This window comes from Rhizobium sp. J15 (assembly GCF_002531825.1).
Classification (GTDB): Bacteria; Pseudomonadota; Alphaproteobacteria; order Rhizobiales; family Rhizobiaceae; genus Rhizobium.
In genome coordinates, this window is the sequence record NZ_NWSX01000008.1 from 168,090 (window position 1) to 190,569 (window position 22,480).

Sequence of the window (22,480 nt, forward strand, 5' to 3'; positions counted from 1 at the left end):
CGCCGGTCACTGCGCGCCCTATATAAGGGAAGGATCAAAAGGAAATGGATCATGTCCGCTCCCCGCACGCTTCTGCTCGCCGGCCTTTTGGCCATTCTGTCGCCCGCAATTGCCGCCGCCGATTCGCTGAAGGTGGGGAGGCCGGGGCTCGGGCCGGTCAATACGGGATCGACGCTCTGCGATTTTCGCGGCTGCTTCGGCTTCGGGCCGCAGCAATGGCATCGTCCCGCTTATGTTCAGCCGAATTACCGTCCGAGGGGCGCGGGGCCGACCTATTACCTGCCGGGGGCGGCCGGGCGGCCGCAGCTGACCTATGATCCGCCGCCGGTGCGCCGCGTGCAGCCGAAGGATCCGAACAAGCACATCGCCTGGTGCACCAATGAATACCGATCCTACAATCCGAGGACTGATCATTTCCTCACCTATGAGGGCGTCTACAGGGTCTGCCGCTCGCCCTATCGCTGAAGCTGTTGCAATCAGCTTTCGAGCGAGGCGCGGTCGACATGGCCGAGATCGCGGCCGGGCTCGACGATGTCGCGGACCCGCTGCTTCAGCTCCTTCGGCCCGGGAAAGCCGCCGTCACGCTTGCGCTCCCAGATGAGGTCGCCATTGACGCGGATCTCGAAATTGCCGCCGGTGGCGGGGATCAGCGCCACTTCGGCGAGGCTGTCGGAAAAGGTGTGCAGCAGCTCCTGCGCCATCCAGGCGGCGCGCAGCAGCCAGTTGCATTGGGTGCAGTAGAGGATCGAGACGCGGGCTTTGTCGGTCATGGCGGTTTCCTTTCGTTCCGACTGGTTTAAGCCTTGCCTCGTGCGCGCGCAATCGGCCTCGCACAAGCGTCTTGCCTGCTGCCTACTGGCATGATCTTCTCCCGCCATCGGCCATATTGGGAAAGCCTATGCGAGTCGCAGTCGTCGAAAACATGAGGAACACCGGTCTTGGCGCGCTTGCCAGGGCGCTCGACGAGGCGGGAGCGGAGATCGAGTGGTTCCGGGTCTGGCAGGACGGTATCCTGCCGCAGGACATATCGGGCCATGACGCGCTCGTCGTTCTCGGCGGCGAACAGAGCGCGCTGGATGACGAGACGCACCCGTACCTGCCGGAGCTCGTGCGGCTGGCGCGCCGCTTCGGCGATGCCGGCAGGGCGGTGCTCGGCATCTGCCTCGGCAGTCAGATTCTCGCCCGAGCCTATGGCGCCGACAACCTGCTGGGTGCCGCGCGCGAGTTCGGCTGGCACAGCATCGGCGTCACCAGTGAAGGCCGGGCCGATCCGCTGCTGTCCGATGTGGGCGGCGAATTCACCATCTTTCAATGGCACGCCGATACGTTTTCCTTGCCCGAAGGCGCGGTTCGTCTTGCGTCGAGCCCCATCGCCGAGAACCAGGCCTTCCGTATCGGCCGCGCCGTCTACGGCACCCAGTTTCACTTCGAGGCCGACACCGGGGTCGTCGGGCAGTGGAAGGCCGAGTTTCCCGGCACGATCGAGCGCATCGCTCCCGGCTGGCTGGAGGATTATGGCGAATTGGCAGCGCGCCATGGTGCCGCCGCCGATGCCGCAGGCCTTGCCATCGCGCGCGCCTGGGTCGGCCTCATCGAGCGGCAGGAGGCCCGTCCGCTGTCGCAGGCGATTGCGTGAGGGGCGAGGCGATGCCGGCAAGCGAACGCGAAAAGATGGCGGCCGGTGAATGGTATTGCTGCCTCGACGACGAACTCAATCTGCTGCGCCGGCAGGCGCGACTGGCCGTCCATGCCCATAACACCTTGCCGCCCGATGAGCGCGGCGCCGCAGCACCTGCCCTGAGGGCGCTCTTTGCCGAGGCCGCGCCCGATATCTTCATCGAAGCGCCGTTCCACTGCTCCTACGGCATCAATATCGTTCTCGGCGAGCGCGTTTATTTCAATGCCGGCTGCACCATCCTTGACTCCGGCAGCGTCATGATCGGCGATCGCACCATGTTCGGGCCGGGCGTGCAGATCTATTGCGCCGAACATCACAAGGATCTCGCCCTTCGCCGCGCGGGCATCGAGATCGCCCGGCCGGTCGAGATCGGCAGCGACGTCTGGATCGGCGGCGGCGCCATCATCCTCGGCGGGGTGGCGATCGGCGATGGCGCGATCGTCGGCGCCGGTGCCGTCGTGACGAAGGACGTGCCGGCGGGTGCAACCGTCGTCGGCAATCCCGCGCGCCAGATAAGCCGCTTCTGAGATTCCGGCTCGCGGGCTCCCTCGACAATGGCGCCGGCTCCGCTAGATCAGATGGCGGAAGGGGAGAAATACCATGACAGCACGGAACTTACCCATGGAAGGCGGCTGCCGCTGCGGCCGGGTGCGGTTGAAGATCAGCGCGCTGCCGCTGCTCACCATGGCCTGCCATTGTACCGGCTGCCAAAGGATGACGGCAAGCGCCTATTCACTGAGCGCCGCCATCCCCAGCGAAGGTTTCGAGGTCACGAAAGGCGAGCCCGTCATCGGCGGCCTGCATGGCACGACGAAGCATTATTTCTGTCCGCATTGCATGAGCTGGATGTTCACCCGGCCGGAAGGCATGGACTGGTTCGTCAACCTGCGCGTCACCATGCTCGATGATCCGAGCTGGTTTACGCCCTTCATCGAGACATGGACTAGCGAGAAGCTGGCCTTCGCCGAGACGGGAGCGGTTTACAGCTACGCGGCGCTGCCTGAAATGGCGGCGTATGAAGGGTTGGTCAACGAGTATATGGCGCGAAACTGAATTCAGAAGCCTTGGAAGAGAAAATCCAGGGCGCCGGTAATGATATCGCTTTTATCAGATAGATCCGCGACCGCTATTCCCAATTCGGTTGTCGGAATCGATGCCATGCGCTGAGTCGCCATGACATGGATTTCACCGTCGATGGCAAAGCGCGGATTCAGCCGTGAGATTGACCAGCTCAGTTCTTGTACTGGATGCAGCGGAACCATGACTCGCGAAGGCAGATCGTCAAGCAGGTTGGCTTGAAGGTCGATGGCGAGGGCATTCCCGCTTTTCAGGCGATAGACATGAAAGCGCGCCATCAAAACTGACGATACTTGGCAAACGGCAACCCGTGCTTTTCGACATACTCGTTTTCCAGCCGGATAGCCTCGGCATTCTCGATACGCCACAGCCGCTCGCGTTCCGCCTTTATGGCTTTCGCGATTCCATCCTCCGCTGCCCGGGATATGTTGATCTTCAGCTCGCGCGCCTGCGAGACCAGTCCCTCATCGAGAGAGAGGTTCGCTGCTTTCCTTGCCTGCTGGGCCATAACTATCTCCTGGATTTCATGCGCAGATCATATGCGCATGAAATGCCATTGAGAAGCGTTATTCGTCGCCCATCTTCAGCGCCGCGATGAAGGCTTCCTGCGGAATCTCCACCTTGCCGAACTGGCGCATGCGCTTCTTGCCGGCCTTTTGCTTGTCGAGCAGCTTGCGCTTGCGCGTGGCGTCGCCGCCGTAGCATTTCGCCGTCACGTCCTTGCGCAGCGCTGAGATCGTCTCGCGGGCGATGACGTTGCCGCCGATCGCGGCCTGGATCGGGATCTTGAACATGTGCTTCGGGATCAGCTCCTTGAGCTTCTCGCACATGTCGCGGCCGCGCTTTTCGGCGGCGGTGCGGTGCACCATCATCGACAGCGCATCGACCGGCTCGCCGTTGACGAGGATCGACATCTTCACGAGGTTGCCCTCGCGGTGGTCGGTGAGCGTATAGTCGAAGGAGGCATAGCCCTTCGAGATCGACTTCAGCCGGTCGTAGAAATCGAAGACGACTTCGTTGAGCGGCAGGTCGTAGGTGAGCATCGCGCGCGTGCCGACATAGGTCAGCTCGATCTGGATGCCGCGCCGGTCCTGGCAGAGCTTCAGGATGCCGCCGAGATAATCGTCCGGTGTCAGGATCGTCGCGCGGATCCACGGCTCGTGGATTTCCGAGATCTTGACGACGTCGGGCATGTCGGCCGGATTGTGCAGCTCGCGCTCCGTGCCGTCGGTCATGAACATCTTGTAGACGACGGAGGGTGCGGTGGCGATCAGGTCGAGGTCGAACTCGCGCTCCAGCCGCTCCTGGATGATTTCGAGATGCAGCAGGCCGAGGAAGCCGCAGCGGAAGCCGAAACCCAGAGCAGCAGACGATTCCATCTCGAAGGAGAAGGAGGCATCGTTGAGGCGAAGCTTGCCCATAGCGGCGCGCAGATCCTCGAAATCGGCGGCGTCCACCGGGAAGAGCCCGCAGAACACCACCGGCTGCGCCGGCTTGAAGCCCGGCAGCGCCTGCGCTGTCGGCCGCTTGTCCTCGGTGATGGTATCGCCGACGCGGGTGTCGGCTACCTCCTTGATCGAGGCGGTGATGAAGCCGATCTCGCCGGGGCCGAGGCTTTCGACATTGACCATCTTCGGCGTCAGCACGCCGACACGCTCCACCTGATATTTGGCATCGGTGCCCATCATGCGGATCGTCTGGCCCTTGGTCAGCACGCCGTCGATGATGCGCACGAGAACCATGACGCCGAGATAGGTGTCATACCAGCTGTCGACGAGCAGCGCCTTCAGCGGCGCCTTTTCGCCGCCCGCGCTCTTCGGCGCCGGCAGCTTGTGGACGATCGCTTCCAGCACGTCGGGAATGCCGAGACCTGTTTTGGCCGAGATCAGCACCGCTTCGGAAGCATCGATGCCGATCACTTCCTCGATCTGTTCCTTGATGCGGTCAGGTTCGGCCGCCGGCAGGTCAATCTTGTTGAGAACGGTGACGAGCTCGTGGTTGTTGTCGATCGCCTGATAGACGTTGGCGAGCGTCTGCGCCTCCACGCCCTGCGAAGCGTCGACGACGAGCAGCGAACCCTCGCAGGCCGATAGCGACCGCGAGACTTCATAGGCGAAGTCGACGTGGCCGGGCGTGTCGATCAGGTTGAGGATGTACTTTTCGCCATTGTTCGCCTGGTAGTGCAGGCGCACGGTCTGGGCCTTGATGGTGATGCCGCGCTCCCGCTCGATATCCATATTGTCGAGCACCTGCTCGGACATTTCGCGCTCGGCAAGGCCGCCTGTCGTCTGGATCAGGCGGTCGGCCAGCGTCGATTTGCCGTGGTCGATATGGGCCACGATCGAGAAGTTGCGGATATGGGACAGCGGAGTGGTGGAATTGGTGCTCATGCGCGCCATATAGCAGCGCCGCCCCGTGCCGCAAAGCGGTAATTATCCCGCTGTTTACGCTATTTTGCCGGCCGGTCGAAGACGTATCAGACCGGCCAGGTCTCCAGCCGCCAGGCCGAATCCCAGAACATCCATTCATATTGGGAGGCGCGCACGAAAACATCCATCATTCCGGCACGTTCCGTCGGCGATGCGGCGCGGGCGGCGATATCGGTGAGTGCGATTACCTCGCGCGCGCCGGCTGCGAACTGCGGATCGCCGTAGGTGTTGATCCATGCCTGGAAAACATTGCCGTCGATCGCCGGCCTGTTCTTGATGCCTTCGCCGACGTGCCAGTAGATCCAGAAGCACGGCAGAATGGCGGAAAGCGCGACGGCATAGGAGCTGTGATAGGCGGTCGCCAGGAGGAAGTTCGTATAGGCAAAGCAGGAGGGCGAGGGCTCGGCTGCCGTCACATCCGCGCTCGAAATGCCGAACTGCGAGAGGAAGCCGGCATGCAGGCCCTGCTCGACGGTGATCGCCTTCTGCGCCGAGCCGAGAAAGCGCAGCACCTGCGCATTATCAGGCGCTTTGGCGGCGACGATGGCGAGGCACCGGGCATAATGTTTCAGGTAGATCGCGTCCTGCAGGATATAGTGGCGGAAAACTTCCGGCGGCAGCGTACCGTCCGAAAGCCGCTGCAGCAGCGGCAATGCTTCGATCTCGGCCATGATGGGTTTGATCCGGTCCCAGGCATCAGCAGTGAAGCTCCCGGTGATTTCCGTATTCTGCATGCTGCCGTCCATGATGTCCTCCGTATCGAGCGCCGCCGCCATATATCGGCGGCGCCGCGGGGAAGGCAAGCGGAATGCAGCGTTAGGGCGCCCTTGATTCCATCATGAGATAATGTATTTCTCTTATAGTAGAATCGGGAATTCACGATGGAACAGGAACTCGAACAGGAGATCGGCATCCGCATCCGCAAGCTGCGGCTGGAAAAGGGGCTGACGCTGGATGATCTGGCCGAGGCCTCCGGTGTCAGCCGGGCGATGATCTCGCGCATCGAGCGGGCGGAGGCGAGCCCCACCGCCTCGCTGCTGGCAAGGGTCTGCGCCGCCCTCGGCCTGTCGCTCTCGGCCTTTTTCGCGGAGGAGGGGCAGCAGGCCTCGCCGCTCGCGCGCCGGCAGGAGCAGCAGGTCTGGCGCGATCCGGAGACCGGTTATCTCAGGCGCGCGGTGTCGGCGCCCGGCACCGCCTCCACCGTCGATATCGTCGAAGTCGAATTTCCCGCTGGCGCCCGCGTCAGCTTCCCCCCGCATGCCGCATCGCACGACATGACGCAGCATGTCTGGCTCTTCGATGGCGAATTGGAGATGACAGCAGGCGAGACGGTCTATCGGCTGCGTCCAGGCGATTGCCTCTTCATGCCCGTCGGCGAGGGGCATTCCTTTCATAATCCCGGCAACGCGCCGGCGCGCTATTGCGTCGTGCTCGACCGCGGCGGCCGCTAACGATTTTCATTTCAGGAGAAGAATATGCCCGACATTCGCACCCTTTCGGCCGAGGAAGCACGCGCGGCCATCCCTGATCTTGCAGAGGTGCTTGCCGATTGCGTCGCCGGCGGTGCTTCCGTCGGCTTCATGCAGCCCTATGCGCCCGAGGATGCCGGGCCCTACTGGCTAGAAGTCGCCGAGGCGGTTGCCGGCGGCGGCAGCCTGTTGCTGGTCGCCGAACTCGATGGCCGGATCGTCGGCACGGTGCAGGTCGGCGCCGCGCAAATGCCGAACCAGCCGCATCGCGGCGATCTGAAGAAGCTCCTGGTGCATCGCTCCGCCCGCGGCAAAGGCCTCGCTCGCCTGCTGATGGAAGCCGCCGAACGCGAGGCGGCCACCCGCGGCAAAACCCTGCTCGTGCTCGACACGGCAACCGGCAGCGATGCCGAGGCTATCTATCCGCGCCTGGGCTGGCAGCGCGTCGGCGTCATTCCCGATTATGCGCTGTGGCCGGAAGGCGGTTTCTGTGACACCACTTTGTTCTACAAGCGGCTCACCTGATTGTCCTCGTCTCGCTTATGCCGCTCTGACGAATTCGGAAAGAGCGCCGGCCAGCGTCGCGCCCGCCGTCCATTGCGCCGCGTTCCAGCCGAACTGCCGCGCCGCTTCGATATTCATCGCCATGTCGTCGATGAAGGCGATCTCGTTGGGCATGGCCTCGGCCCGTTCGGTCGCCAGCCGGAAGAAGTCGGGCGAAGGCTTGCTGTGTCCGAGTGCCGCGGAATAGAGGATGTCGTCAAAATGGGCGCTGAGGCCCAGCTGTTCCATCAGGTAGCGCGCCCGCCGGTGCTCCTGGTTCGTCGCCAGGAAGAGCGTAACACCGCTTTTCCTGAGCAAAGCGAGATCTGTCAGCAGATTGCGGTCGAGGCGCGAATCGTTTTCGAACCAGTAGTCGATCAGCGTTGGAGCGCGGAGATGGGGCGCGATCCTTGCCAGTACGCTGGCGAGCCGTGGCTCCAGCTCGTCGCGGCCGATGATGATGTCGCCCCAGTGAGTCTGAAAGAACTCCCGTTGCAAGAGGTCAGGCCGCAGTCCGAGGTCGCGTTCGAGATAAGTGAAATGGGGCAGCCCGTCGGCCGGGCGGCCATGAATGAGCACGCCGTCGACATCGACCATCAGCACTTTCATGCGGAATTTCCTTCGGTCTCGAAACATCGAGAAGGTGCAGTCATCTTCCTTGGCGATCAAGAGCGCCGCGCCGGCTTTTTTGTCGCGGCCGACCCATGTAAACCTCGACTCTCAACCAGCGACAGGATCTGAAATGCGCGTCATCTATTCCGAAGACCACAAGCTGCGCGATGCCAGAACCGAGCTCTATGCCGGCCGGCTGGTGACGCCTTTCGAGGCGCCGTTCCGCGCCGAATGGATCCTTGCGGCGGTGAAGGAGGCAGGCTTTGCCGATGTCGTGGCGCCCGATGCGCACGGGCTGGAAACGGCCCGAAAGGTGCATGATCCCGTCTATCTCGATTTTCTCGCCACCGTCTGGGAGCGCTGGGTGGCGGCGGGCTTCGAAGGCGAGGCGATCGCCAATTCATTTCCGGTGCGCCGCACCAGCAGCCGCGTGCCCGACAATATCGTCGGCGCGATCGGCCATTACGCCAATGCAGCCGATACCTCCATCACCAAGGGCTCGCACGAGGCGGCTCTTGCCTCGATGCGATGCGCGATGACGGGCGCGGATTGGCTGAACGCCGGCCACCGTTTCGCCTTCGCGCTCTGCCGCCCGCCCGGCCACCATGCCGGCATTGATCTCTTCGGCGGCTATTGCTTCATCAACAATTCCGGCGTCGCAGCCCAGCGTCTGCTCGATCACGGCGCCAAGAAGGTCGCCGTGCTCGACGTCGATTTCCATCACGGCAACGGCACGCAGGATCTCTTCTATCGGCGCGGCGATGTCTTCACCGCGTCGCTGCACGGCGATCCCATGTTTGCCTTTCCTTATTTCCTCGGCCATGCCGATGAAGAGGGCGAAGGGGAGGGCGCCGGCGCCAACCGCAACTATCCGATGCCGCCCCATACGCCCTGGGAGGCCTGGTCTTCGGCCCTTGCCGATGCGCTCGCCCGCATCAAGGCCTTCGGCGCGGAGGCGATCGTCCTGGCGCTCGGCGTCGATACGTTCGAGCGCGATCCGATCTCGTTTTTCCAGCTGAAATCGGAGGATTTCATCCGCATGGGAGAGATGATCTCGGCCGCCGGCCTGCCCGTTGTCACTTGCATGGAGGGCGGGTACGGGGTGCCGGAAATCGGCCTCAACGTCGCCAATGTCCTCAAGGGCCTTGAAGCCTGATTGCTTGATATGACTGACGAGACCGTTCCATCCGATATACCGACACCGCGCATGCTGAGCTGGGCGCGCAACTCCGCGATCTATCGCCTGGAGCGGCGGATGATGACGGAAAAGCAGCTCTTCGACGCAATCGCCCGCAAGGCGAAGGAGAAGTTCGAGGAGATCAGCGCGGGCCAGGTGAAGGCGCTTGCCGATTTCGCCGTCAAATTCGCCTATGACAATAAGGTGCTCGACGATCGCGCCTATGCGGAGATCAGCACGCGCTCTGCCGTGCGCGGCGGCAAGTCGAAGCGCGCCATCGCCCAGAAGCTTGCCGCCAAGGGCGTCTCCAGCGACAAGGTCGAGGCCGCGCTCGGGGAGGCTGACGATCTCTATGCTGCCGCGATATTTGCCCGCAAACGCGCCTTCGGCCCCTTCCGAAGAGTCGAGCTTGATGAAAAACGCAAGGCGAAAGAGCTTTCGGCTTTCGCCCGCAACGGCTTCAGCTTCGACATCGGCAGGACAGTTTTCGAAATGAGCTTCGAAGACGCCGAAGAGGTCATTCTGGCCGGCCGCCTCTGATGTCGCATCAAACCTCTTTCTGGCTGGATCAGAAGTTTGAATTTGTCGCTCGCCGGCTCCCTTCGTAAGAAGAGCCGCGATCGGGAGACGAGCATGGAAGAAAAAGCGAATGCCGGCGCGGGCACGCTGAGCGCAGAGACATCGACGGCATTCGGGGGCGTGGCGGCTGGCGGGCTGATGTGCCTGCTGTCCATGTCGTCGATCCAGTTCGGCGCTGCGCTTTCCTCCTCCGCCATCGCCACCTATGGACCGGCCGGCGCCAGCTGGCTGCGGCTCGCCTTCGCGGCCATCATCCTGGCGATCGTCGTGCGGCCGCGTATCTCAAGCTACAACAGGGCGCAATGGACGAGCGCTCTGGTTCTCGGCACCACGACGGCGCTGATGACCATGAGTTTCTTCGCGGCGATCGAGCGCATTCCGCTCGGGCTTGCCGTGGCGATCGATTTTCTCGGTCCGCTTTCCGTGGCGACCATCGGTTACGGTCTTGGCCGGCGTCTCGTTTGGCCCCTCCTCGCCGCGCTCGGCGTGCTGGCTCTTGCCCATGACGGCGAAGGCTGGGTCGGCGATATCGAGGGTATTCTCTTCGCGCTTGGCGCAGGAACCGGCTGGGCGATCTATATCGTCCTGACGAAAAAGATCGGTGCGAGCTTCAAGGGGCTGGAAGGGCTTTCCATGTCGCTGATGGTCGCCGCGCTGGTCGCGACACCCTTCGGTTTCGCCGGCGCCGTGCCGAAGCTCGATGGCACCGGCCTGATTGAAATGGTGGGCCTTGCCATTCTCGTGCCGCTGCTGCCCTACACGCTGGAGCTGATCGCCCTGCGGCGCATGCCGACAGCCTCCTTCGGCATTCTCATGAGCCTCGAACCGGCGATTGCCGCACTTGCGGGCTTTCTCATCCTGACTCAGCCGATGACGCTGCTGCAGATGGCCGGAACTGCCCTGGTCGTCGCGGCAAGCGCCGGCGCGACCTTTTCGGCGAAGCAGTGAAGGATCAGCCCGCCCTTTTAGCCGGGTCGTCGAGCGCGGGATTATAGAACAGCGACAGCGTCAGGCTTTTGGCGATCCGCTCGGCGGTCGCCATGAACCAGGCCTTGGCCTCCGGCGAGGGGGCGACATCGTCGAGCGTTGCGGCAAACAGCGACAGCCACTTCGGAAAAAGATCAGGCGTCAGGTTCTGAACGCCCGTGTGCGCCTGCACCGGCTTGCCGCCATAGGCGCCGCTGCGAAAGGCGACGGCCGACCAGAAGCTCTTCATCTTCTGCATATGCTCCGGCCAGCGGCCGGAAAGCCGCGCGTCGAACACCGGGCCGAGATCGGGATGCTCCAGCACCCGTCCGTAAAAAGTCTCGACCAGCCTATCGATAAAGGCCTCGTCGACGCCCATCGCCCGCATTTCGGCCTCCGCCTTTTCGCGGATCGCCGCGACATGGGCAGGGCGGCCCTGAATTTCATTGTCCATCATAAACCCCGGCGCCGCATGATGCGGCGCTCCTCATATAGATGTTTGTGCCGGCGCGCCAAAGCCATGCTTGCGGATTGCGGCAATCTGTCAGCCGGCCCGTCCGTGCACTTGACCGCCATTGGCTCCTTCTTTAGATTTAGAATAATTCTAAATTATGGAGAATAGTTATGCTGGCGCGATTTTTCAGATCACCGAAACGGTCTTTCGAGTCGCTGTCCGAGCAGGAGATCCTCGCCCTCGCAATTGCCTCCGAGGAAGACGATGCCCGCATCTATCTTGCCTATGCCGACAGGCTGCGGAACGAATTCCCGGCCTCGGCCAAGGTTTTCGAAGATATGGCCGAGGTCGAGGATACGCATCGCAAATCCCTGATCGAGATCCATCGCCAGCGTTTTGGCGAGCGCATCCCGCTGATTCGGCGCGAGCATGTGCAGGGTTTCTACGAACGCAAGCCCGACTGGCTCAGGGCAAACCTTTCGCTCGATGCAATACGGCAGGAAACCGAAGCGATGGAGGATCAGGCATACCGTTTCTATATCGAGGCGGCCAAGCAGACCTCGGATGCCTCGACGCGAGAGCTTCTCGGCGATCTCGCGCTCGCCGAACAGGGGCATGAAGATATCGCCCGCATGCTCGGCGACAAACACACGCCCGAAGACGTCAAGCGCGACGAGGACGAGACGGCGCATCGGCAATTCGTGCTGACCTATGTGCAGCCGGGCCTTGCCGGTTTGATGGATGGTTCGGTCTCGACGCTGGCGCCGATCTTCGCCGCCGCCTTCGCCACGCAGGACACCTGGCAGACATTCCTTGTCGGTCTTTCCGCCTCCGTCGGCGCCGGCATCTCGATGGGTTTCACCGAGGCCGCCCATGACGACGGCAAGATCTCCGGCCGGGGTTCGCCCGTCAAACGCGGCCTTGCCTGCGGCATCATGACGACGCTCGGCGGTCTTGGTCATGCCCTGCCTTACCTGATCCCGCATTTCTGGACCGCGACGATCACCGCCGCCGTCATCGTCTTCTTCGAACTCTGGGCGATCGCCTTCATCCAGAACCGTTATATGGAAACCCCCTTCCTGCGTGCCGCCTTCCAGGTCGTCCTCGGCGGCAGCCTGGTTCTCGCCGCCGGTATTCTGATTGGGAATGGGTGAGCTGCGGTCGGGCAAAGCCCGAGCAATCGATCCAGCGAATCGATTGCAGCAGCGAACGCCCGGAGCCATGCGAAGGGCCGGGAGACGGTGCGGCATAGCAATTCTTTATCTTGCGCGAGGGTTCAGCGATCAGCCCTCATCAGGGAGCGCACCCTGCAGCCCCCCAAACAAAAAGGCCGGCTTTCGCCGGCCCTTTTCCCCACATCCCCCTGGAAATCCTCAGCGCAGAGCGCCGACCAGAACGTCGCGGCCGTTTTCGATGGTGACCCAGCGGCCGGCATTGTAGCTCGACTGGCGCTTGACGAAGGTATATGGCGTCCCGAACCACGGCTTCACGTCGGAAGCGAGATTGTCGAGCACGAAATCGCCTTCGGCGGTGCGCAGCGTCAGCACGGCATGGCCTTCGCCATCGGGCTTGCGAACGACGGTCATCAGCAGGTCGGCGGCCGGAACACCGCGCTGGATCAGGATGCGGCGCTTCAGAAGCGCGAAGTCCTCGCAGTCGCCGGCGGTGGTCGGATAGGCCCAGACCTCGTCCTTGCCGTAGATTTCCTTGTCGGTCATCGGGGTGATCGTGCGATTGACCGTGGCATTGACCGAACGGACGAGCGACCATTTCGCCGGGTCCATCTCGATCGGGCCGGAATTGCGGTTTGCGCCGCATTCATTGCGATGAATCTGACAGAAATCGTAGTGGCCGATCGGTTGGGAAGTGGCATTGCCTGTTACCATGGAAGCATTTCTGCTTGGTGCCGGGATGGCGGCAGTCGCCATCGCAAACACGGCCATCATGGCCACGAAGATACCCTTGATCCGCACGCCCGCTCTTCCTCGCATCGCCCCTTAATTATTAACAAAGTGTTAATGGAGAGGGCCGAGGAGAGTCAATCGTTACTTCTTAGGAGGACCTGGCAACTCGCCGACATGGTTAAAATGCAACGGGACCGGGAACTTGCTTCGGGATGATCGGCGCCGCCCCTCAAGCGGGTTTTTCTATATTTGCCGATGAACGGAGGATGCCTTTGACGGCGCTGACGAGAAGCGCGATGTCGCCGGGGCGGGAAAGGCGGTGGTCGCCGTCGCGGATGAGGGTCAGCACAACATCGTCGGCGGGAAGATGCTCGACGAGTTTCATTGCATGCTGATGCGGCACGTCGGGGTCTTTCATGCCTTGGAGGATATGCACCGGGCAGCCCGTCTCGATGATGCCGTCGAGCACCCGGTTGTCGCGGCCGTCCTCGATCAGCGCCTTGGTATAGATGTTCGGTTCCGGGCTGTATTGCGAGCGCTCTTCGAAATAGCCGCGCTCCGCAAGCGACTTCTTCTCCTTGGCCGTCAGGTGCGGCTCGATCAGTTCGGACGTGAAATCCGGTGCCGGCGCGATCAGCACCATGCCGTCAAGCTTCGGCCCGCCCTGCCGCGCAAGCTCCTGCGCCAGCCTGAGCGCGATCCAGCCGCCCATCGAGGAGCCGACGAGGAGCACGCGCTCGGGCGCGGCATGCCGCAGAACGGCAAGCGCCTCTTCCAGCCAGCGCGAGATCGTTCCGTCGCGGAAGCTGCCGCCCGAAAGTCCGTGGCCGGAATAGTCGAAACGAATGCAGGCGAGGCCGAGTTCGGCCGCCAGCCCGTCAAGCTCCACCGCCTTGGTGCCACTCATGTCGGAACGGTAGCCGGACAACCAGACGAGCGACGGCGCGCCGTCGCCAGCTTTTGCCGGGCGGACGAGGAGGGCGATCTCACGCGCCGCTTCGCCCTCGCCGACCGTCAGGAATTGCGGCGCGGGATGGGGCATCTGATCGGACATCGGTCAACTCCTGTTGTTTTGGCCTATAAAACAGATTCTTGGCAGGCTGACAGCAGGTGATTTTTCCGCTAAAGGATGATATCGACTCCGTTGCAGCGATGACGAGATACGTTTGTGCACCCTGATCGGGAGCGCGCCGCTGCAACGTTCCGAAACAACGCGAGGAGAATACGACCATTCGCAGACCTTTTAAGACCGATGCGCCCGTGAAGGACGGCCCGCGCTCGAACCGTGAAATCCGCATTCCCAAAGTTCAGCTGATCGCGGCTGACGGACAGAACATGGGCATCGTGCCCACCGACCAGGCCTTGAGAATGGCTGAGGAAGCCGGCCTCGATCTCGTCGAGATTTCCCCTAACGCCGAACCGCCGGTGTGCAAGATCCTCGATTTGGGCAAGCTGAAATATGCCAACCAGAAGAAGGCTGCCGAGGCGCGCAAGAAGCAGAAGATCGTCGAAGTCAAAGAAATCAAGATGCGCCCGAACATCGACACCCATGATTATGAGGTGAAGATGAAGGCGATGGGCCGCTTCTTCGATGAAGGCGACAAGGTCAAGGTGACACTGAAGTTCCGCGGCCGCGAAATGGCCCACCAGGAACTCGGCATGAAGCTTCTGCAGCAGGTCAAGGCCGATACGCTTGAGATCGCCAAGGTGGAAGCCGAGCCCAAGCTCGAAGGCCGCCAGATGATGATGGTACTGGCGCCGAAGTAAGCGCCAGATACCCTTTTGCCCAAGGCCGTCCGCAAGGGCGGCTTTTGTGCTTTCGGTAATGTGCATTGGGTCGGCGAAGATTCCTCTCGGGCCCCGTTGCACTTTCATGACGCTGCGGTTATAAGCGCGCGTCCGAACTGACCGGCAGGGCATGCCGTGGCAGTTTCGAATGCTTGCGGAACGGTTCGTCGCCGATGCCGCAGATCAACAACAAACGCTCCCGCACCTTGTTGCGACGGCCGGAGAACCGGACTGCGCGAGGAGGGCTTTTTGATGAAGCGCGCAGGGAGGACAGAAACGGAGTAGCAAAATGCCCAAGATGAAGACGAAGTCCTCTGCCAAGAAGCGGTTCAAGATCACCGCTACCGGCAAGGTCAAGGCGGCTGCCGCCGGCAAGCGCCATGGCATGATCAAGCGCACGAACAAGTTCATTCGCGATGCACGCGGCACCATGGTTCTGGCAGAACCCGATGGCCGCAAGGTCGTGAAGAACTATCTGCCGAACGGTCTCTGAGACTATTCCGGTAACGCGTTAGATTAAGGAGATCATGAAATGGCACGTGTAAAAAGAGGCGTCGCTGCCCACGCCAAGCACAAGAAGGTTCTGAAGCAGGCCAAGGGCTTCTACGGCCGTCGCAAGAACACCATCCGTACTGCCAAGGCTGCCGTCGACCGCGCCAAGCAGTACGCATACCGCGACCGCAAGGTCAACAAGCGCAACTTCCGCGCCCTCTGGATCCAGCGCATCAACGCTGCCGTCCGCGAATTCGGCCTGACCTATGGCCGCTTCATCGACGGCCTGAACAAGGCTGGTATCGAAGTCGACCGCAAGGTTCTCTCCGACATGGCGATCCATGAGCCGGAAGCATTCGGTGCGCTGGTTGCTGCCGCCAAGAAGGCCCTTGAATACCTCAAGGAAACCGGCACGGCTAACGAGTTTGAAGGCGCGGTTCGTTAACCAGCGCTTCCCAAGCTTTGAAGTTATGATTTTGGGAAACCCGCGCTGGTTTGGGCTAGTGCGGGTTTTTCTTTCTTTATATTCCTTGCGCCGGTCGGCGCCACCTGCCTCCCGATCCCCCGCCTGATACTGGACGGAAAGAAGTGACAATGTCAGATATCGACCAGCTCAACTCATCGCTGCTCGCGGAAATCGCTGCTGCCAATGACGAGGCAGCCCTGGAAGCCGTGCGCGTGTCCGCGCTCGGCAAGAAGGGTTCCGTCTCGGAGCTCCTGAAGACGCTCGGCGCCATGACGCCGGAGGAGCGCCAGACCCGGGGTGCCGCGATCAACGCGCTGAAGAATGCGGTGACGGACGCCATTGCCGAACGCAAGTCGGTGCTGAAGATGGTGGCGGTCAATGCGCGGCTGAAGGCCGAAACGGTCGATGTCAGCCTGCCGGTGCGATCCTCGCCGGCCGAGCGCGGCCGTATCCATCCGATCAGCCAGATCGTCGACGAGATCACCGCGATCTTCGCCGACATGGGCTTCTCGATCGCCGAAGGTCCCGATATCGAGACCGATTACTACAATTTCACGGCTCTCAACTTCCCCGAAGGCCATCCGGCCCGAGAGATGCACGACACCTTCTTCTTCAATCCTGACGAGAACGGTGAGCGCAAGGTGCTGCGCACCCATACCTCGCCGGTGCAGGTGCGCACCATGGAAGCGCAGAAGCCGCCGATCCGCATCATCATTCCCGGCAAGACCTACCGCCAGGACTCGGACGCCACGCACTCGCCGATGTTCCACCAGGTCGAGGGCCTTGTCATCGACAAGAAGGCCAATGTCGCCAACATCCGCTGGGTGCTCGAGGAGTTCTGCAAGACCTTCTTCGAAGTCGACAGCGTGACGATGCGCTTCCGCCCGTCCTTCTTCCCCTTCACCGAGCCCTCTTTCGAGGTCGATATCCAGTGCGACCGCTCCGGTCCGATCGTCAAGTTCGGCGAAGGCACCGACTGGATGGAGATCCTCGGCTGCGGCATGGTCCACCCGAACGTGCTGCGCTATGGCGGCCTCGATCCGGACGAATATCAGGGCTTTGCCTGGGGCATGGGCCTCGACCGCATCGCCATGCTGAAATACGGCATGCCCGACCTGCGCGACTTCTTCAATGCCGACGTCCGCTGGATGACGCATTACGGCTTCCGCCCGCTCGACATGCCGACGCTGTTCGGCGGCCTCAGCGCTTGAACGGAGAATTGGAACGATGAAATTCACGCTCTCCTGGCTGAAAGAGCATCTGGAAACGGATGCCACGCTCGATGAAATCTGCACCCGCCTCACCGAAATCGGGCTCGAGGTGGAGGATGTCGACGACAAGGCCGCCTTCAAGCCATTCGTCATCGCCAAGGTCCTGTCGGCGGAAAAACATCCGCAGGCTGATCGCCTGAAGGTGCTGATGGTCGACACCGGCGCCGGCGCGCCGGTCCAGGTCGTCTGCGGCGCTCCGAATGCGCGCGCCGGCCTCGTCGGCGCCTTCGCCGCACCCGGAACCTATGTTCCTGGTATCGACGTGACCCTTGCCGTCGGCAATATCCGTGGCGTCGAAAGCCGCGGCATGATGTGCTCCGAAAAGGAACTGCAAATCTCCGACAGTCACGACGGCATCATCGATCTGCCGGACGACGCGCCGGTCGGAAAGAGCTATGCCGCCTATGCGCATCTCGACGACCCGGTCATCGAAATCAATCTGACGCCGAACAGGCCGGACTGCACGTCGATCCACGGCATCGCCCGCGATCTCGCCGCTTCAGGCCTCGGTACGCTGAAGACACGCGCCGCGCCGAGCTTCGCCGTCGACGGTGATACGCCGGTCAAGTTGACGCTCGATCTCGACGATCCGAAACTCTGCCCCGGTTTTTCGCTTCGCCTCGTGCGTGGCGTCAGGAACGGCCCGAGCCCGCGCTGGATGCAGCAGCGGCTCCTCGCCATCGGCTTGCGCCCCATCAACGCGCTGGTCGATATCACCAACTACATGACCTTCGATCAGGGCCGGCCGATGCACGTCTTCGATGCCGCCAAGGTCACGGGCAATCTCACCGTCCGCCGCGCCAGGGAAGGCGAGACCGTGCTGGCGCTCGACCAGCGTGAATATAAGCTCGGTCCGAACAACGTCGTCATATCAGATGAAGACGGCATCGAATCGATCGGCGGCATCATGGGCGGCGAACATTCCGGCTGCGACGAGAACACCGTCGACGTGCTGATCGAGTCGGCCCTCTGGGACCCGATGAACATCGCCAAATCGGGCCGCAGCCTCGGCATCATCACCGATGCCCGATACCGTTTCGAACGCGGCGTCGATCCGGAATATATGGTTCCGGGCCTCGAACGCACGACGGAACTGGTGCTTGAGCTCTGCGGCGGCACGGCCGCACAGGCCGAGGTCGTCGGTTACAAGGGCTATGAGCCGAAGGTCGTCGATTTCCCCTATTCCGAGGTCACGCGCCTGACGGGCCTGGAGGTCTCGACGGAGGAAAGCAACGCGATCCTCGCCCGCCTCGGCTTCACGGTTTCCGGCTCCGGCGAACGCGTTTCGGTCTCGGTTCCCTCATGGCGCCCCGACGTCGACGGCAAGGCCGATCTCGTTGAGGAAGTCATGCGCATCCACGGCGTCGACAATATCAAGCCGGCGCCGCTCGAAAGCCATACCGCCGTCAACGGCAGGATCCTGACGACGCTGCAGATCCGCACCCGCGCGGCCAAGCGCGCTCTTGCCTCGCGCGGCATGCTGGAGGCCGTCACCTGGTCCTTCATTCCGGAGGATCAGGCAAAGCTCTTCGGCGGCGGCTCGGCCGCCCTGAAGCTCGCCAATCCGATCGCCGCCGAGATGTCCGATATGCGCCCCTCGCTGCTGCCGGGCCTGCTGACGGCTGCGCAGCGCAATGCCGACAAGGGCTATGGCGACGTGGCGATCTTCGAAGTCTCCGGCACCTATGAGAACGACCGGCCGGAAGGCCAGCGTCGCGTCGCCGGCGGTATCCGCCGCGGCACGGCCTCGCTTTCCGGCGCGGGCCGCATGTGGTCGAACACGGTGAAGGGCGGCGGCAAGCCGGTCGACGTCTTCGACGCCAAGGCCGATGCGCTTGCCGTCATCGAAGCCTGTGGCCTGCCGATGGGCAATATCCAGATCGAGCAGGGTGGCCCGGAGTGGTATCACCCCGGCCGTTCCGGCACGATCAAGATGGGACCGAAAGTCGTGCTCGGCTATTTCGGCGAATTCCATCCGCTGACGCTGGAAGCTCTCGACGTCTCCGGCGCTCTCTGCGGCTTCGAAGTCTACCTCGATGCCATGGCCGAGCCGAAGAAGAAGGCGACCCGCACCAAGCCGGCGCTCGATCTCTCGCCTTTCCAGGCGGTCAAGCGCGACTTCGCCTTCGTCGTCGACAAGACGGTCGAAGCCGGCGCCATCATCAAGGCTGCGACCAGCGCCGACCGCAAGCTCGTCACCGGCGTCAACGTCTTCGATATCTTCGAAGGCGCATCGGTCGGCGAGGGCAAGAAATCGGTGGCGATCGAGGTTCAGATCCAGCCGGTCGAGCGCACGTTGACGGACGAGGATTTCGAGGCGCTGACGCAGAAGATCGTGGCGAGCGTCACGAAATTTACCGGCGGCGTCCTGAGAAGCTGATCTTTCGGATCTTTGACGAGAATAAAAGACCGGCTGCGAAGGCAGCCGGTCTTTTCATCTGTGCAGATGGTACAGCTTGCTGACGATCACCCAGCGGCCTTCAATCTTCAGCAGTGAGAGGTAGTCGGTAAAGCGCATGCCCGCGAAGTCGTCGGTGACCTTGACGCTTGCCGCGTCGCCTTCGACATCGACGTTCTGGATGTCCATGAAGGGCTGTGTGCCGGGCGGGGCCGGTTCCTCCGCCAGGATCGCGGCGATGAACTCGTCCCGGGTCAGCCATTCGACGGCATTCTGGTAATAGCCGATAATCGAGCTTTGCGGGTGAAAGGCCTTCTTCAAGGCTGCCGCATTGGCGAAGGCCATGCCTTCGACATAGAGATGAACCGTCTGTTCGACCGCCTGCCTGTCCGACATCTTTCCGTTCTCCGAGATGACGTTAGATAGTTTTGCCGGCGGCAAAGGCAAGCCCGGCCGCTGCGTCAGGCCGGGCTCTTTCGATTACAGATTCGTCATGGCAAGCGAGGCATCCGAATAGCGTTTGCCGGCCACCTCGCCAGCGGGGATCGCCTTGCCGAGCTGCTCGATCTCGGCCGCGCTGAGCGTGATATCGGCGGCGGCGACGTTCTGTTCCAGGTGGTTGATCTTGCGCGCGCCGGGGATCGGCACGATGTCGTCGCCCTGGCTCAGCACCCAGGCCAGCGCCAGTTGTGCGGTCGTCACGCCCTTCTCGGCGGCGAGCTCTTCGAGCATTGCGACAAGGGCTGCATTGGCGTCGAAATTATCCGAATGGAAACGCGGCACCTGCCGGCGGAAATCGTCGGCGGCAAGGTCCTCCACTTTGCGGATCGCTCCGGTCAGGAAACCGCGGCCGAGCGGGCTGTAGGGCACGAAGCCGATGCCGAGTTCGCGGCAGGTGGCAAGCACATCCTCTTCGGGGTCGCGCGTCCACAGAGAATACTCGCTCTGCAGTGCCGCGATCGGATGGACGGCATGCGCACGGCGGATGGTGGCGCTGCCGGCTTCCGATAGGCCGAGCGCGCGCACCTTTCCTTCCCTCACCAGCTCGGCCATGACGGTGACCGTCTCCTCGATCGGCACGTTGGGATCGACCCGATGCTGGTAGAAGAGATCGATGGTGTCGATCCCAAGCCGTTTCAGCGAGGCTTCGGCGACCTCCCGCACATGCTCGGGGCGGCTGTCGACGCCGGCGATCGCGGCAGCGCCGCTCTGGCTGGTATCGATCTTGAAGCCGAATTTGGTGGCGATCACCACGCGGTCGCGGAACGGCTTCAGCACCTTTCCGAGAAGAAGCTCGTTGGTGAACGGACCATAGACCTCGGCAGTGTCGAAGAAGGTGACGCCGAGATCGACGGCGCGATTGAGCGTCCTCACCGATTCCGCTTCGTCGCTGGCGCCATAGGCGAAGCTCATGCCCATGCAGCCGAGGCCGACGGCAGAGACGGTCAGATCGTTTCCGAGTTTTCGGGTTTTCATGATGCGCTCCTTTTCTGAGCTGATTTGAACCGCTGAAGGGATCAAGGCGGTACGGGGCAGACCATATCGGGGCTGCATCAATCAGAAAACACATGCAATTTCTAACAAGTCGTTCTATAATTTCGATCAATGAACAGGACACAGCTCTCGCAACTCGCCGTTCTCGCCGCCGTCGCGGAACACCGCAGCTTCCGGGCCGCAGCCAAGGAACTGCTCGTCGCGCCGTCGGCGGTCAGCCATGCCATATCGAGCCTGGAAGAGAGTCTCGGCGTGCGGCTTCTGGCGCGCACAACCCGCAGCGTGGCGCCGACCGAGGAAGGCCGCCTGCTTCTCGAAAGGCTGCGTCCGGCGCTCGAGGAGATCGACATAGCGCTGGAAGCGGTCAACGATACGCGCGGCAAACCGGCCGGAAACCTGCGCATCACCGCGCCGCGCTTCGCCTCCGATATCCTGCTTGCCCCGCGCCTCGGCGATTTTCTCAATCTCTATCCTGATATCACGCTGGAGATCGCCAACGAGGACGGGTTTACCGATATCGTCAAGGAGGGTTTCGACGCCGGCATCCGGCTGGAGGAGAGCCTGGAGGCCGATATGATCGCGGTCAGGATCTCGCCCAATCTGACGACGGTCATCGCCGCTTCGCCGGAATATTTCGAGCGCTACCCGAAGCCGGAGCATCCGCGCGATCTGGCCCGCCACCGGTGCATCAAACGGCGCTTCACCAATGGCTCCATTTATCGCTGGGAATTCGAAAAGGACGGGCAGGAACTGATCGTTGCGGTCGACGGGCCGCTCATCGTCAGCGAGGACCGGTTGGCTCTCCTTGCGGCGCTGAACGGCGCCGGCCTCGCCTATCTCTTCGACATGCGGGTTCATGCCGAACTGGCGGCCGGCAGGCTCGTGCGGGTGCTGGAGGATTGGTGCGCGCCCTATCCCGGTCCGTTTGTCTATTATCCGAGCCGGCGGCAGATGCGGCCGGCGCTGCGCGCCTTCATCGATTTCTTCAGATATGTCGAGAGGGATGCGGGCGGCCGGTAAGGCCGGTCGGCCGCCTGTTCCCATCGGTGCGTCAGGCGGCTTTCGCCTTCTGGTTTGCCGCCGTCGTGGCAAGCCGCGACAGGGTCTTGTCGGTCGCCGTCTCCTCCTGCAGCGTCTGATCGAGCAAAGCGACGACGTCCTTGAGGCCGAGCGTCGCGGCCCAGGTCTTCAGCGTGCCGTAGCGGGCGATTTCATAATGCTCGACGGCTTGCGCGGCAGAGATCAGGCCGGCATCCAGCGCCGCCGTGCCCTTGAATTCTTCCATGATCTCTTCGCCTTCGGCGATAATGCCCTGGATTGCCTCGCAGGTTTTGCCCTGGGCGCGCTTGCCGATCTTCTCGAAAACCTGCTGGAGACGCTCGACCTGGCCCTCGGTTTCCTCGCGGTGCTTCTCGAAGCCCGCCTTCAGGTCGGAGGACTGGGCGGCGCGCGCCATCTTCGGCAGGGCGCGCAAAATCTGCCGCTCGGCAAAATAGATGTCCTTGAGCGTGTCGTAGAAGAGATCTTCCAATGTCTTTTCCTTGGCCATTTCCTCGATCCTTGTTCTGGGAAAAACCGCGAATGCGGCGACACATTAAGAAGAAAAGATCGTGCAAATTGTTCCGGATCGATTTCGGGTGGACTGGAAATAGGCTCCTTGCGATGGTTTCCCGTCATTCGAGG

The 22,480-nt window shown here is 62.3% G+C and carries 28 protein-coding genes; 16 read left to right on the forward strand and 12 right to left on the reverse strand.

What is annotated here, in order from left to right:
* Positions 1-51: 51 nt before the first annotated feature.
* Positions 52-465, forward strand: a complete 414-nt coding sequence (locus CO670_RS09920) for a BA14K family protein (protein ID WP_097590078.1) — start codon at positions 52-54, stop codon at positions 463-465.
* Between the two features lie 11 nt (positions 466-476).
* Here CO670_RS09920 and CO670_RS09925 read toward each other — a convergent pair whose 3' ends face one another.
* Positions 477-770 (reverse strand): SelT/SelW/SelH family protein, encoded by a 294-nt coding sequence (locus tag CO670_RS09925; protein ID WP_088676501.1) that lies wholly within the window; start codon positions 768-770, stop codon positions 477-479.
* Between the two features lie 128 nt (positions 771-898).
* On the opposite strand from CO670_RS09925, the gene CO670_RS09930 reads away from it, so the two are divergent.
* The 3 genes from CO670_RS09930 to CO670_RS09940 all read left to right on the forward strand — a co-directional run bounded on the left by CO670_RS09930 (position 899) and on the right by CO670_RS09940 (position 2,731).
* Positions 899-1,636 (forward strand): type 1 glutamine amidotransferase, encoded by a 738-nt coding sequence (locus CO670_RS09930; protein WP_097590079.1) that lies wholly within the window; start codon positions 899-901, stop codon positions 1,634-1,636.
* An 11-nt stretch (positions 1,637-1,647) separates the two neighbouring features.
* The gene (locus tag CO670_RS09935) at positions 1,648-2,205 is read left to right on the forward strand and encodes a sugar O-acetyltransferase (protein WP_097590080.1); all 558 of its coding nucleotides are present in this window, start codon (positions 1,648-1,650) and stop codon (positions 2,203-2,205) included.
* A 73-nt stretch (positions 2,206-2,278) separates the two neighbouring features.
* Positions 2,279-2,731 carry a GFA family protein gene (locus tag CO670_RS09940; protein WP_097590081.1) on the forward strand — a complete coding sequence of 151 codons (453 nt, stop codon included), beginning with the start codon at positions 2,279-2,281 and terminating at the stop codon, positions 2,729-2,731.
* 2 nt (positions 2,732-2,733) lie between these two features.
* Here CO670_RS09940 and CO670_RS09945 read toward each other — a convergent pair whose 3' ends face one another.
* From CO670_RS09945 to tenA, 4 genes are all read right to left on the reverse strand, one after another.
* Complete coding sequence (locus CO670_RS09945; protein WP_097590155.1) at positions 2,734-3,033, reverse strand: CcdB family protein; 300 nt, start codon at positions 3,031-3,033, stop codon at positions 2,734-2,736.
* Positions 3,033-3,263, reverse strand: a complete 231-nt coding sequence (locus CO670_RS09950) for a type II toxin-antitoxin system CcdA family antitoxin (RefSeq protein ID WP_007634006.1) — start codon at positions 3,261-3,263, stop codon at positions 3,033-3,035. Before CO670_RS09950 ends, CO670_RS09945 begins: the two co-directional genes overlap by 1 nt.
* Positions 3,264-3,321: 58 nt before the next feature.
* Complete coding sequence (gene lepA, locus CO670_RS09955; RefSeq protein WP_088676506.1) at positions 3,322-5,154, reverse strand: translation elongation factor 4; 1,833 nt, start codon at positions 5,152-5,154, stop codon at positions 3,322-3,324.
* Positions 5,155-5,231: 77 nt separating this feature from the next.
* Positions 5,232-5,930: a thiaminase II gene (tenA, locus tag CO670_RS09960; protein WP_097590156.1), complete on the reverse strand. Its 699-nt coding sequence runs from the start codon at positions 5,928-5,930 to the stop codon at positions 5,232-5,234.
* 135 nt (positions 5,931-6,065) lie between these two features.
* Between tenA and CO670_RS09965 the strand changes: the two genes are divergently transcribed.
* Both CO670_RS09965 and CO670_RS09970 read left to right on the forward strand, forming a co-directional pair.
* Complete coding sequence (locus CO670_RS09965) at positions 6,066-6,635, forward strand: XRE family transcriptional regulator (RefSeq protein ID WP_097590082.1); 570 nt, start codon at positions 6,066-6,068, stop codon at positions 6,633-6,635.
* 24 nt (positions 6,636-6,659) lie between these two features.
* Positions 6,660-7,178, forward strand: a complete 519-nt coding sequence (locus CO670_RS09970) for a GNAT family N-acetyltransferase (protein ID WP_097590083.1) — start codon at positions 6,660-6,662, stop codon at positions 7,176-7,178.
* A 15-nt stretch (positions 7,179-7,193) separates the two neighbouring features.
* Here CO670_RS09970 and CO670_RS09975 read toward each other — a convergent pair whose 3' ends face one another.
* A complete protein-coding gene (locus tag CO670_RS09975; protein WP_097590084.1) occupies positions 7,194-7,805 on the reverse strand; it encodes an HAD-IA family hydrolase in 612 nt (203 codons plus the stop codon).
* Between the two features lie 133 nt (positions 7,806-7,938).
* Between CO670_RS09975 and CO670_RS09980 the strand changes: the two genes are divergently transcribed.
* The 3 genes from CO670_RS09980 (at position 7,939) to CO670_RS09990 (ending at position 10,512) form a co-directional block, all read left to right on the forward strand.
* On the forward strand, positions 7,939-8,964 hold the full coding sequence (locus tag CO670_RS09980) for a histone deacetylase family protein (protein ID WP_097590085.1): 1,026 nt from the start codon (positions 7,939-7,941) through the stop codon (positions 8,962-8,964).
* 9 nt (positions 8,965-8,973) lie between these two features.
* On the forward strand, positions 8,974-9,525 hold the full coding sequence (recX, locus tag CO670_RS09985; protein ID WP_097590157.1) for a recombination regulator RecX: 552 nt from the start codon (positions 8,974-8,976) through the stop codon (positions 9,523-9,525).
* Positions 9,526-9,618: 93 nt separating this feature from the next.
* On the forward strand, positions 9,619-10,512 hold the full coding sequence (locus tag CO670_RS09990; protein ID WP_097590086.1) for an EamA family transporter: 894 nt from the start codon (positions 9,619-9,621) through the stop codon (positions 10,510-10,512).
* Positions 10,513-10,516: 4 nt separating this feature from the next.
* Here CO670_RS09990 and CO670_RS09995 read toward each other — a convergent pair whose 3' ends face one another.
* Positions 10,517-10,984 (reverse strand): truncated hemoglobin, encoded by a 468-nt coding sequence (locus CO670_RS09995; RefSeq protein WP_097590158.1) that lies wholly within the window; start codon positions 10,982-10,984, stop codon positions 10,517-10,519.
* Between the two features lie 170 nt (positions 10,985-11,154).
* Here CO670_RS09995 and mbfA point away from each other — a divergent pair, with 170 nt between their 5' ends.
* Complete coding sequence (gene mbfA, locus CO670_RS10000) at positions 11,155-12,138, forward strand: iron exporter MbfA (protein ID WP_088676512.1); 984 nt, start codon at positions 11,155-11,157, stop codon at positions 12,136-12,138.
* 219 nt (positions 12,139-12,357) lie between these two features.
* Here the strand turns inward: mbfA and CO670_RS10005 are convergent, their stop codons facing one another.
* Both CO670_RS10005 and CO670_RS10010 read right to left on the reverse strand, forming a co-directional pair.
* Positions 12,358-12,957 (reverse strand): transglutaminase-like cysteine peptidase, encoded by a 600-nt coding sequence (locus tag CO670_RS10005; protein WP_088676513.1) that lies wholly within the window; start codon positions 12,955-12,957, stop codon positions 12,358-12,360.
* Positions 12,958-13,117: 160 nt separating this feature from the next.
* Complete coding sequence (locus CO670_RS10010) at positions 13,118-13,942, reverse strand: alpha/beta hydrolase (RefSeq protein WP_097590087.1); 825 nt, start codon at positions 13,940-13,942, stop codon at positions 13,118-13,120.
* Positions 13,943-14,118: 176 nt separating this feature from the next.
* On the opposite strand from CO670_RS10010, the gene infC reads away from it, so the two are divergent.
* The 5 genes from infC (at position 14,119) to pheT (ending at position 19,285) form a co-directional block, all read left to right on the forward strand.
* A complete protein-coding gene (infC, locus tag CO670_RS10015; RefSeq protein WP_082928759.1) occupies positions 14,119-14,655 on the forward strand; it encodes a translation initiation factor IF-3 in 537 nt (178 codons plus the stop codon).
* A 310-nt stretch (positions 14,656-14,965) separates the two neighbouring features.
* Entirely contained in the window at positions 14,966-15,169 is a 204-nt protein-coding gene (gene rpmI / locus CO670_RS10020; RefSeq protein ID WP_004108077.1) for a 50S ribosomal protein L35, read from the forward strand.
* 39 nt (positions 15,170-15,208) lie between these two features.
* Complete coding sequence (rplT, locus tag CO670_RS10025; RefSeq protein ID WP_064693455.1) at positions 15,209-15,613, forward strand: 50S ribosomal protein L20; 405 nt, start codon at positions 15,209-15,211, stop codon at positions 15,611-15,613.
* Positions 15,614-15,762: 149 nt separating this feature from the next.
* On the forward strand, positions 15,763-16,845 hold the full coding sequence (pheS, locus tag CO670_RS10030; RefSeq protein ID WP_097590088.1) for a phenylalanine--tRNA ligase subunit alpha: 1,083 nt from the start codon (positions 15,763-15,765) through the stop codon (positions 16,843-16,845).
* A 16-nt stretch (positions 16,846-16,861) separates the two neighbouring features.
* Complete coding sequence (gene pheT, locus CO670_RS10035; RefSeq protein WP_097590089.1) at positions 16,862-19,285, forward strand: phenylalanine--tRNA ligase subunit beta; 2,424 nt, start codon at positions 16,862-16,864, stop codon at positions 19,283-19,285.
* Positions 19,286-19,339: 54 nt separating this feature from the next.
* Here pheT and CO670_RS10040 read toward each other — a convergent pair whose 3' ends face one another.
* Together CO670_RS10040 and CO670_RS10045 are read right to left on the reverse strand one after the other, a co-directional pair.
* Positions 19,340-19,699, reverse strand: a complete 360-nt coding sequence (locus tag CO670_RS10040; protein ID WP_097590090.1) for a nuclear transport factor 2 family protein — start codon at positions 19,697-19,699, stop codon at positions 19,340-19,342.
* Between the two features lie 84 nt (positions 19,700-19,783).
* Positions 19,784-20,779, reverse strand: coding sequence for an aldo/keto reductase (locus tag CO670_RS10045; protein ID WP_097590091.1), 996 nt, complete (start codon positions 20,777-20,779; stop codon positions 19,784-19,786).
* 129 nt (positions 20,780-20,908) lie between these two features.
* Between CO670_RS10045 and CO670_RS10050 the strand changes: the two genes are divergently transcribed.
* A complete protein-coding gene (locus CO670_RS10050) occupies positions 20,909-21,817 on the forward strand; it encodes a LysR family transcriptional regulator (protein WP_097590092.1) in 909 nt (302 codons plus the stop codon).
* A gap of 31 nt (positions 21,818-21,848) precedes the next feature.
* Here the strand turns inward: CO670_RS10050 and CO670_RS10055 are convergent, their stop codons facing one another.
* Positions 21,849-22,346 (reverse strand): ferritin-like domain-containing protein, encoded by a 498-nt coding sequence (locus CO670_RS10055; protein WP_097590093.1) that lies wholly within the window; start codon positions 22,344-22,346, stop codon positions 21,849-21,851.
* Positions 22,347-22,480: the final 134 nt, after the last annotated feature.

What these genes read in the sequence shown, in the direction of transcription:
- CO670_RS09935 (WP_097590080.1), top strand. Translation starts at nt 1,648, where the DNA reads ATGCCGGCAAGCGAACGCGAAAAGATGGCGGCCGGTGAATGGTATTGC.
- pheS (WP_097590088.1), top strand. Translation starts at nt 15,763, where the DNA reads ATGTCAGATATCGACCAGCTCAACTCATCGCTGCTCGCGGAAATCGCT.
- CO670_RS09925 (WP_088676501.1), bottom strand. Translation starts at nt 770, where the DNA reads ATGACCGACAAAGCCCGCGTCTCGATCCTCTACTGCACCCAATGCAAC.
- rplT (WP_064693455.1), top strand. Translation starts at nt 15,209, where the DNA reads ATGGCACGTGTAAAAAGAGGCGTCGCTGCCCACGCCAAGCACAAGAAG.
- pheT (WP_097590089.1), top strand. Translation starts at nt 16,862, where the DNA reads ATGAAATTCACGCTCTCCTGGCTGAAAGAGCATCTGGAAACGGATGCC.
- CO670_RS09970 (WP_097590083.1), top strand. Translation starts at nt 6,660, where the DNA reads ATGCCCGACATTCGCACCCTTTCGGCCGAGGAAGCACGCGCGGCCATC.
- CO670_RS10045 (WP_097590091.1), bottom strand. Translation starts at nt 20,779, where the DNA reads ATGAAAACCCGAAAACTCGGAAACGATCTGACCGTCTCTGCCGTCGGC.
- mbfA (WP_088676512.1), top strand. Translation starts at nt 11,155, where the DNA reads ATGCTGGCGCGATTTTTCAGATCACCGAAACGGTCTTTCGAGTCGCTG.
- CO670_RS09940 (WP_097590081.1), top strand. Translation starts at nt 2,279, where the DNA reads ATGACAGCACGGAACTTACCCATGGAAGGCGGCTGCCGCTGCGGCCGG.
- CO670_RS09975 (WP_097590084.1), bottom strand. Translation starts at nt 7,805, where the DNA reads ATGAAAGTGCTGATGGTCGATGTCGACGGCGTGCTCATTCATGGCCGC.
- CO670_RS09980 (WP_097590085.1), top strand. Translation starts at nt 7,939, where the DNA reads ATGCGCGTCATCTATTCCGAAGACCACAAGCTGCGCGATGCCAGAACC.
- CO670_RS09945 (WP_097590155.1), bottom strand. Translation starts at nt 3,033, where the DNA reads ATGGCGCGCTTTCATGTCTATCGCCTGAAAAGCGGGAATGCCCTCGCC.
- CO670_RS10055 (WP_097590093.1), bottom strand. Translation starts at nt 22,346, where the DNA reads ATGGCCAAGGAAAAGACATTGGAAGATCTCTTCTACGACACGCTCAAG.
- rpmI (WP_004108077.1), top strand. Translation starts at nt 14,966, where the DNA reads ATGCCCAAGATGAAGACGAAGTCCTCTGCCAAGAAGCGGTTCAAGATC.
- CO670_RS09930 (WP_097590079.1), top strand. Translation starts at nt 899, where the DNA reads ATGCGAGTCGCAGTCGTCGAAAACATGAGGAACACCGGTCTTGGCGCG.
- lepA (WP_088676506.1), bottom strand. Translation starts at nt 5,154, where the DNA reads ATGGCGCGCATGAGCACCAATTCCACCACTCCGCTGTCCCATATCCGC.
- CO670_RS10010 (WP_097590087.1), bottom strand. Translation starts at nt 13,942, where the DNA reads ATGTCCGATCAGATGCCCCATCCCGCGCCGCAATTCCTGACGGTCGGC.
- CO670_RS09965 (WP_097590082.1), top strand. Translation starts at nt 6,066, where the DNA reads ATGGAACAGGAACTCGAACAGGAGATCGGCATCCGCATCCGCAAGCTG.
- tenA (WP_097590156.1), bottom strand. Translation starts at nt 5,930, where the DNA reads ATGGACGGCAGCATGCAGAATACGGAAATCACCGGGAGCTTCACTGCT.
- CO670_RS09990 (WP_097590086.1), top strand. Translation starts at nt 9,619, where the DNA reads ATGGAAGAAAAAGCGAATGCCGGCGCGGGCACGCTGAGCGCAGAGACA.
- CO670_RS09995 (WP_097590158.1), bottom strand. Translation starts at nt 10,984, where the DNA reads ATGGACAATGAAATTCAGGGCCGCCCTGCCCATGTCGCGGCGATCCGC.
- CO670_RS10050 (WP_097590092.1), top strand. Translation starts at nt 20,909, where the DNA reads ATGAACAGGACACAGCTCTCGCAACTCGCCGTTCTCGCCGCCGTCGCG.
- CO670_RS09920 (WP_097590078.1), top strand. Translation starts at nt 52, where the DNA reads ATGTCCGCTCCCCGCACGCTTCTGCTCGCCGGCCTTTTGGCCATTCTG.
- CO670_RS09950 (WP_007634006.1), bottom strand. Translation starts at nt 3,263, where the DNA reads ATGGCCCAGCAGGCAAGGAAAGCAGCGAACCTCTCTCTCGATGAGGGA.
- recX (WP_097590157.1), top strand. Translation starts at nt 8,974, where the DNA reads ATGACTGACGAGACCGTTCCATCCGATATACCGACACCGCGCATGCTG.
- CO670_RS10040 (WP_097590090.1), bottom strand. Translation starts at nt 19,699, where the DNA reads ATGTCGGACAGGCAGGCGGTCGAACAGACGGTTCATCTCTATGTCGAA.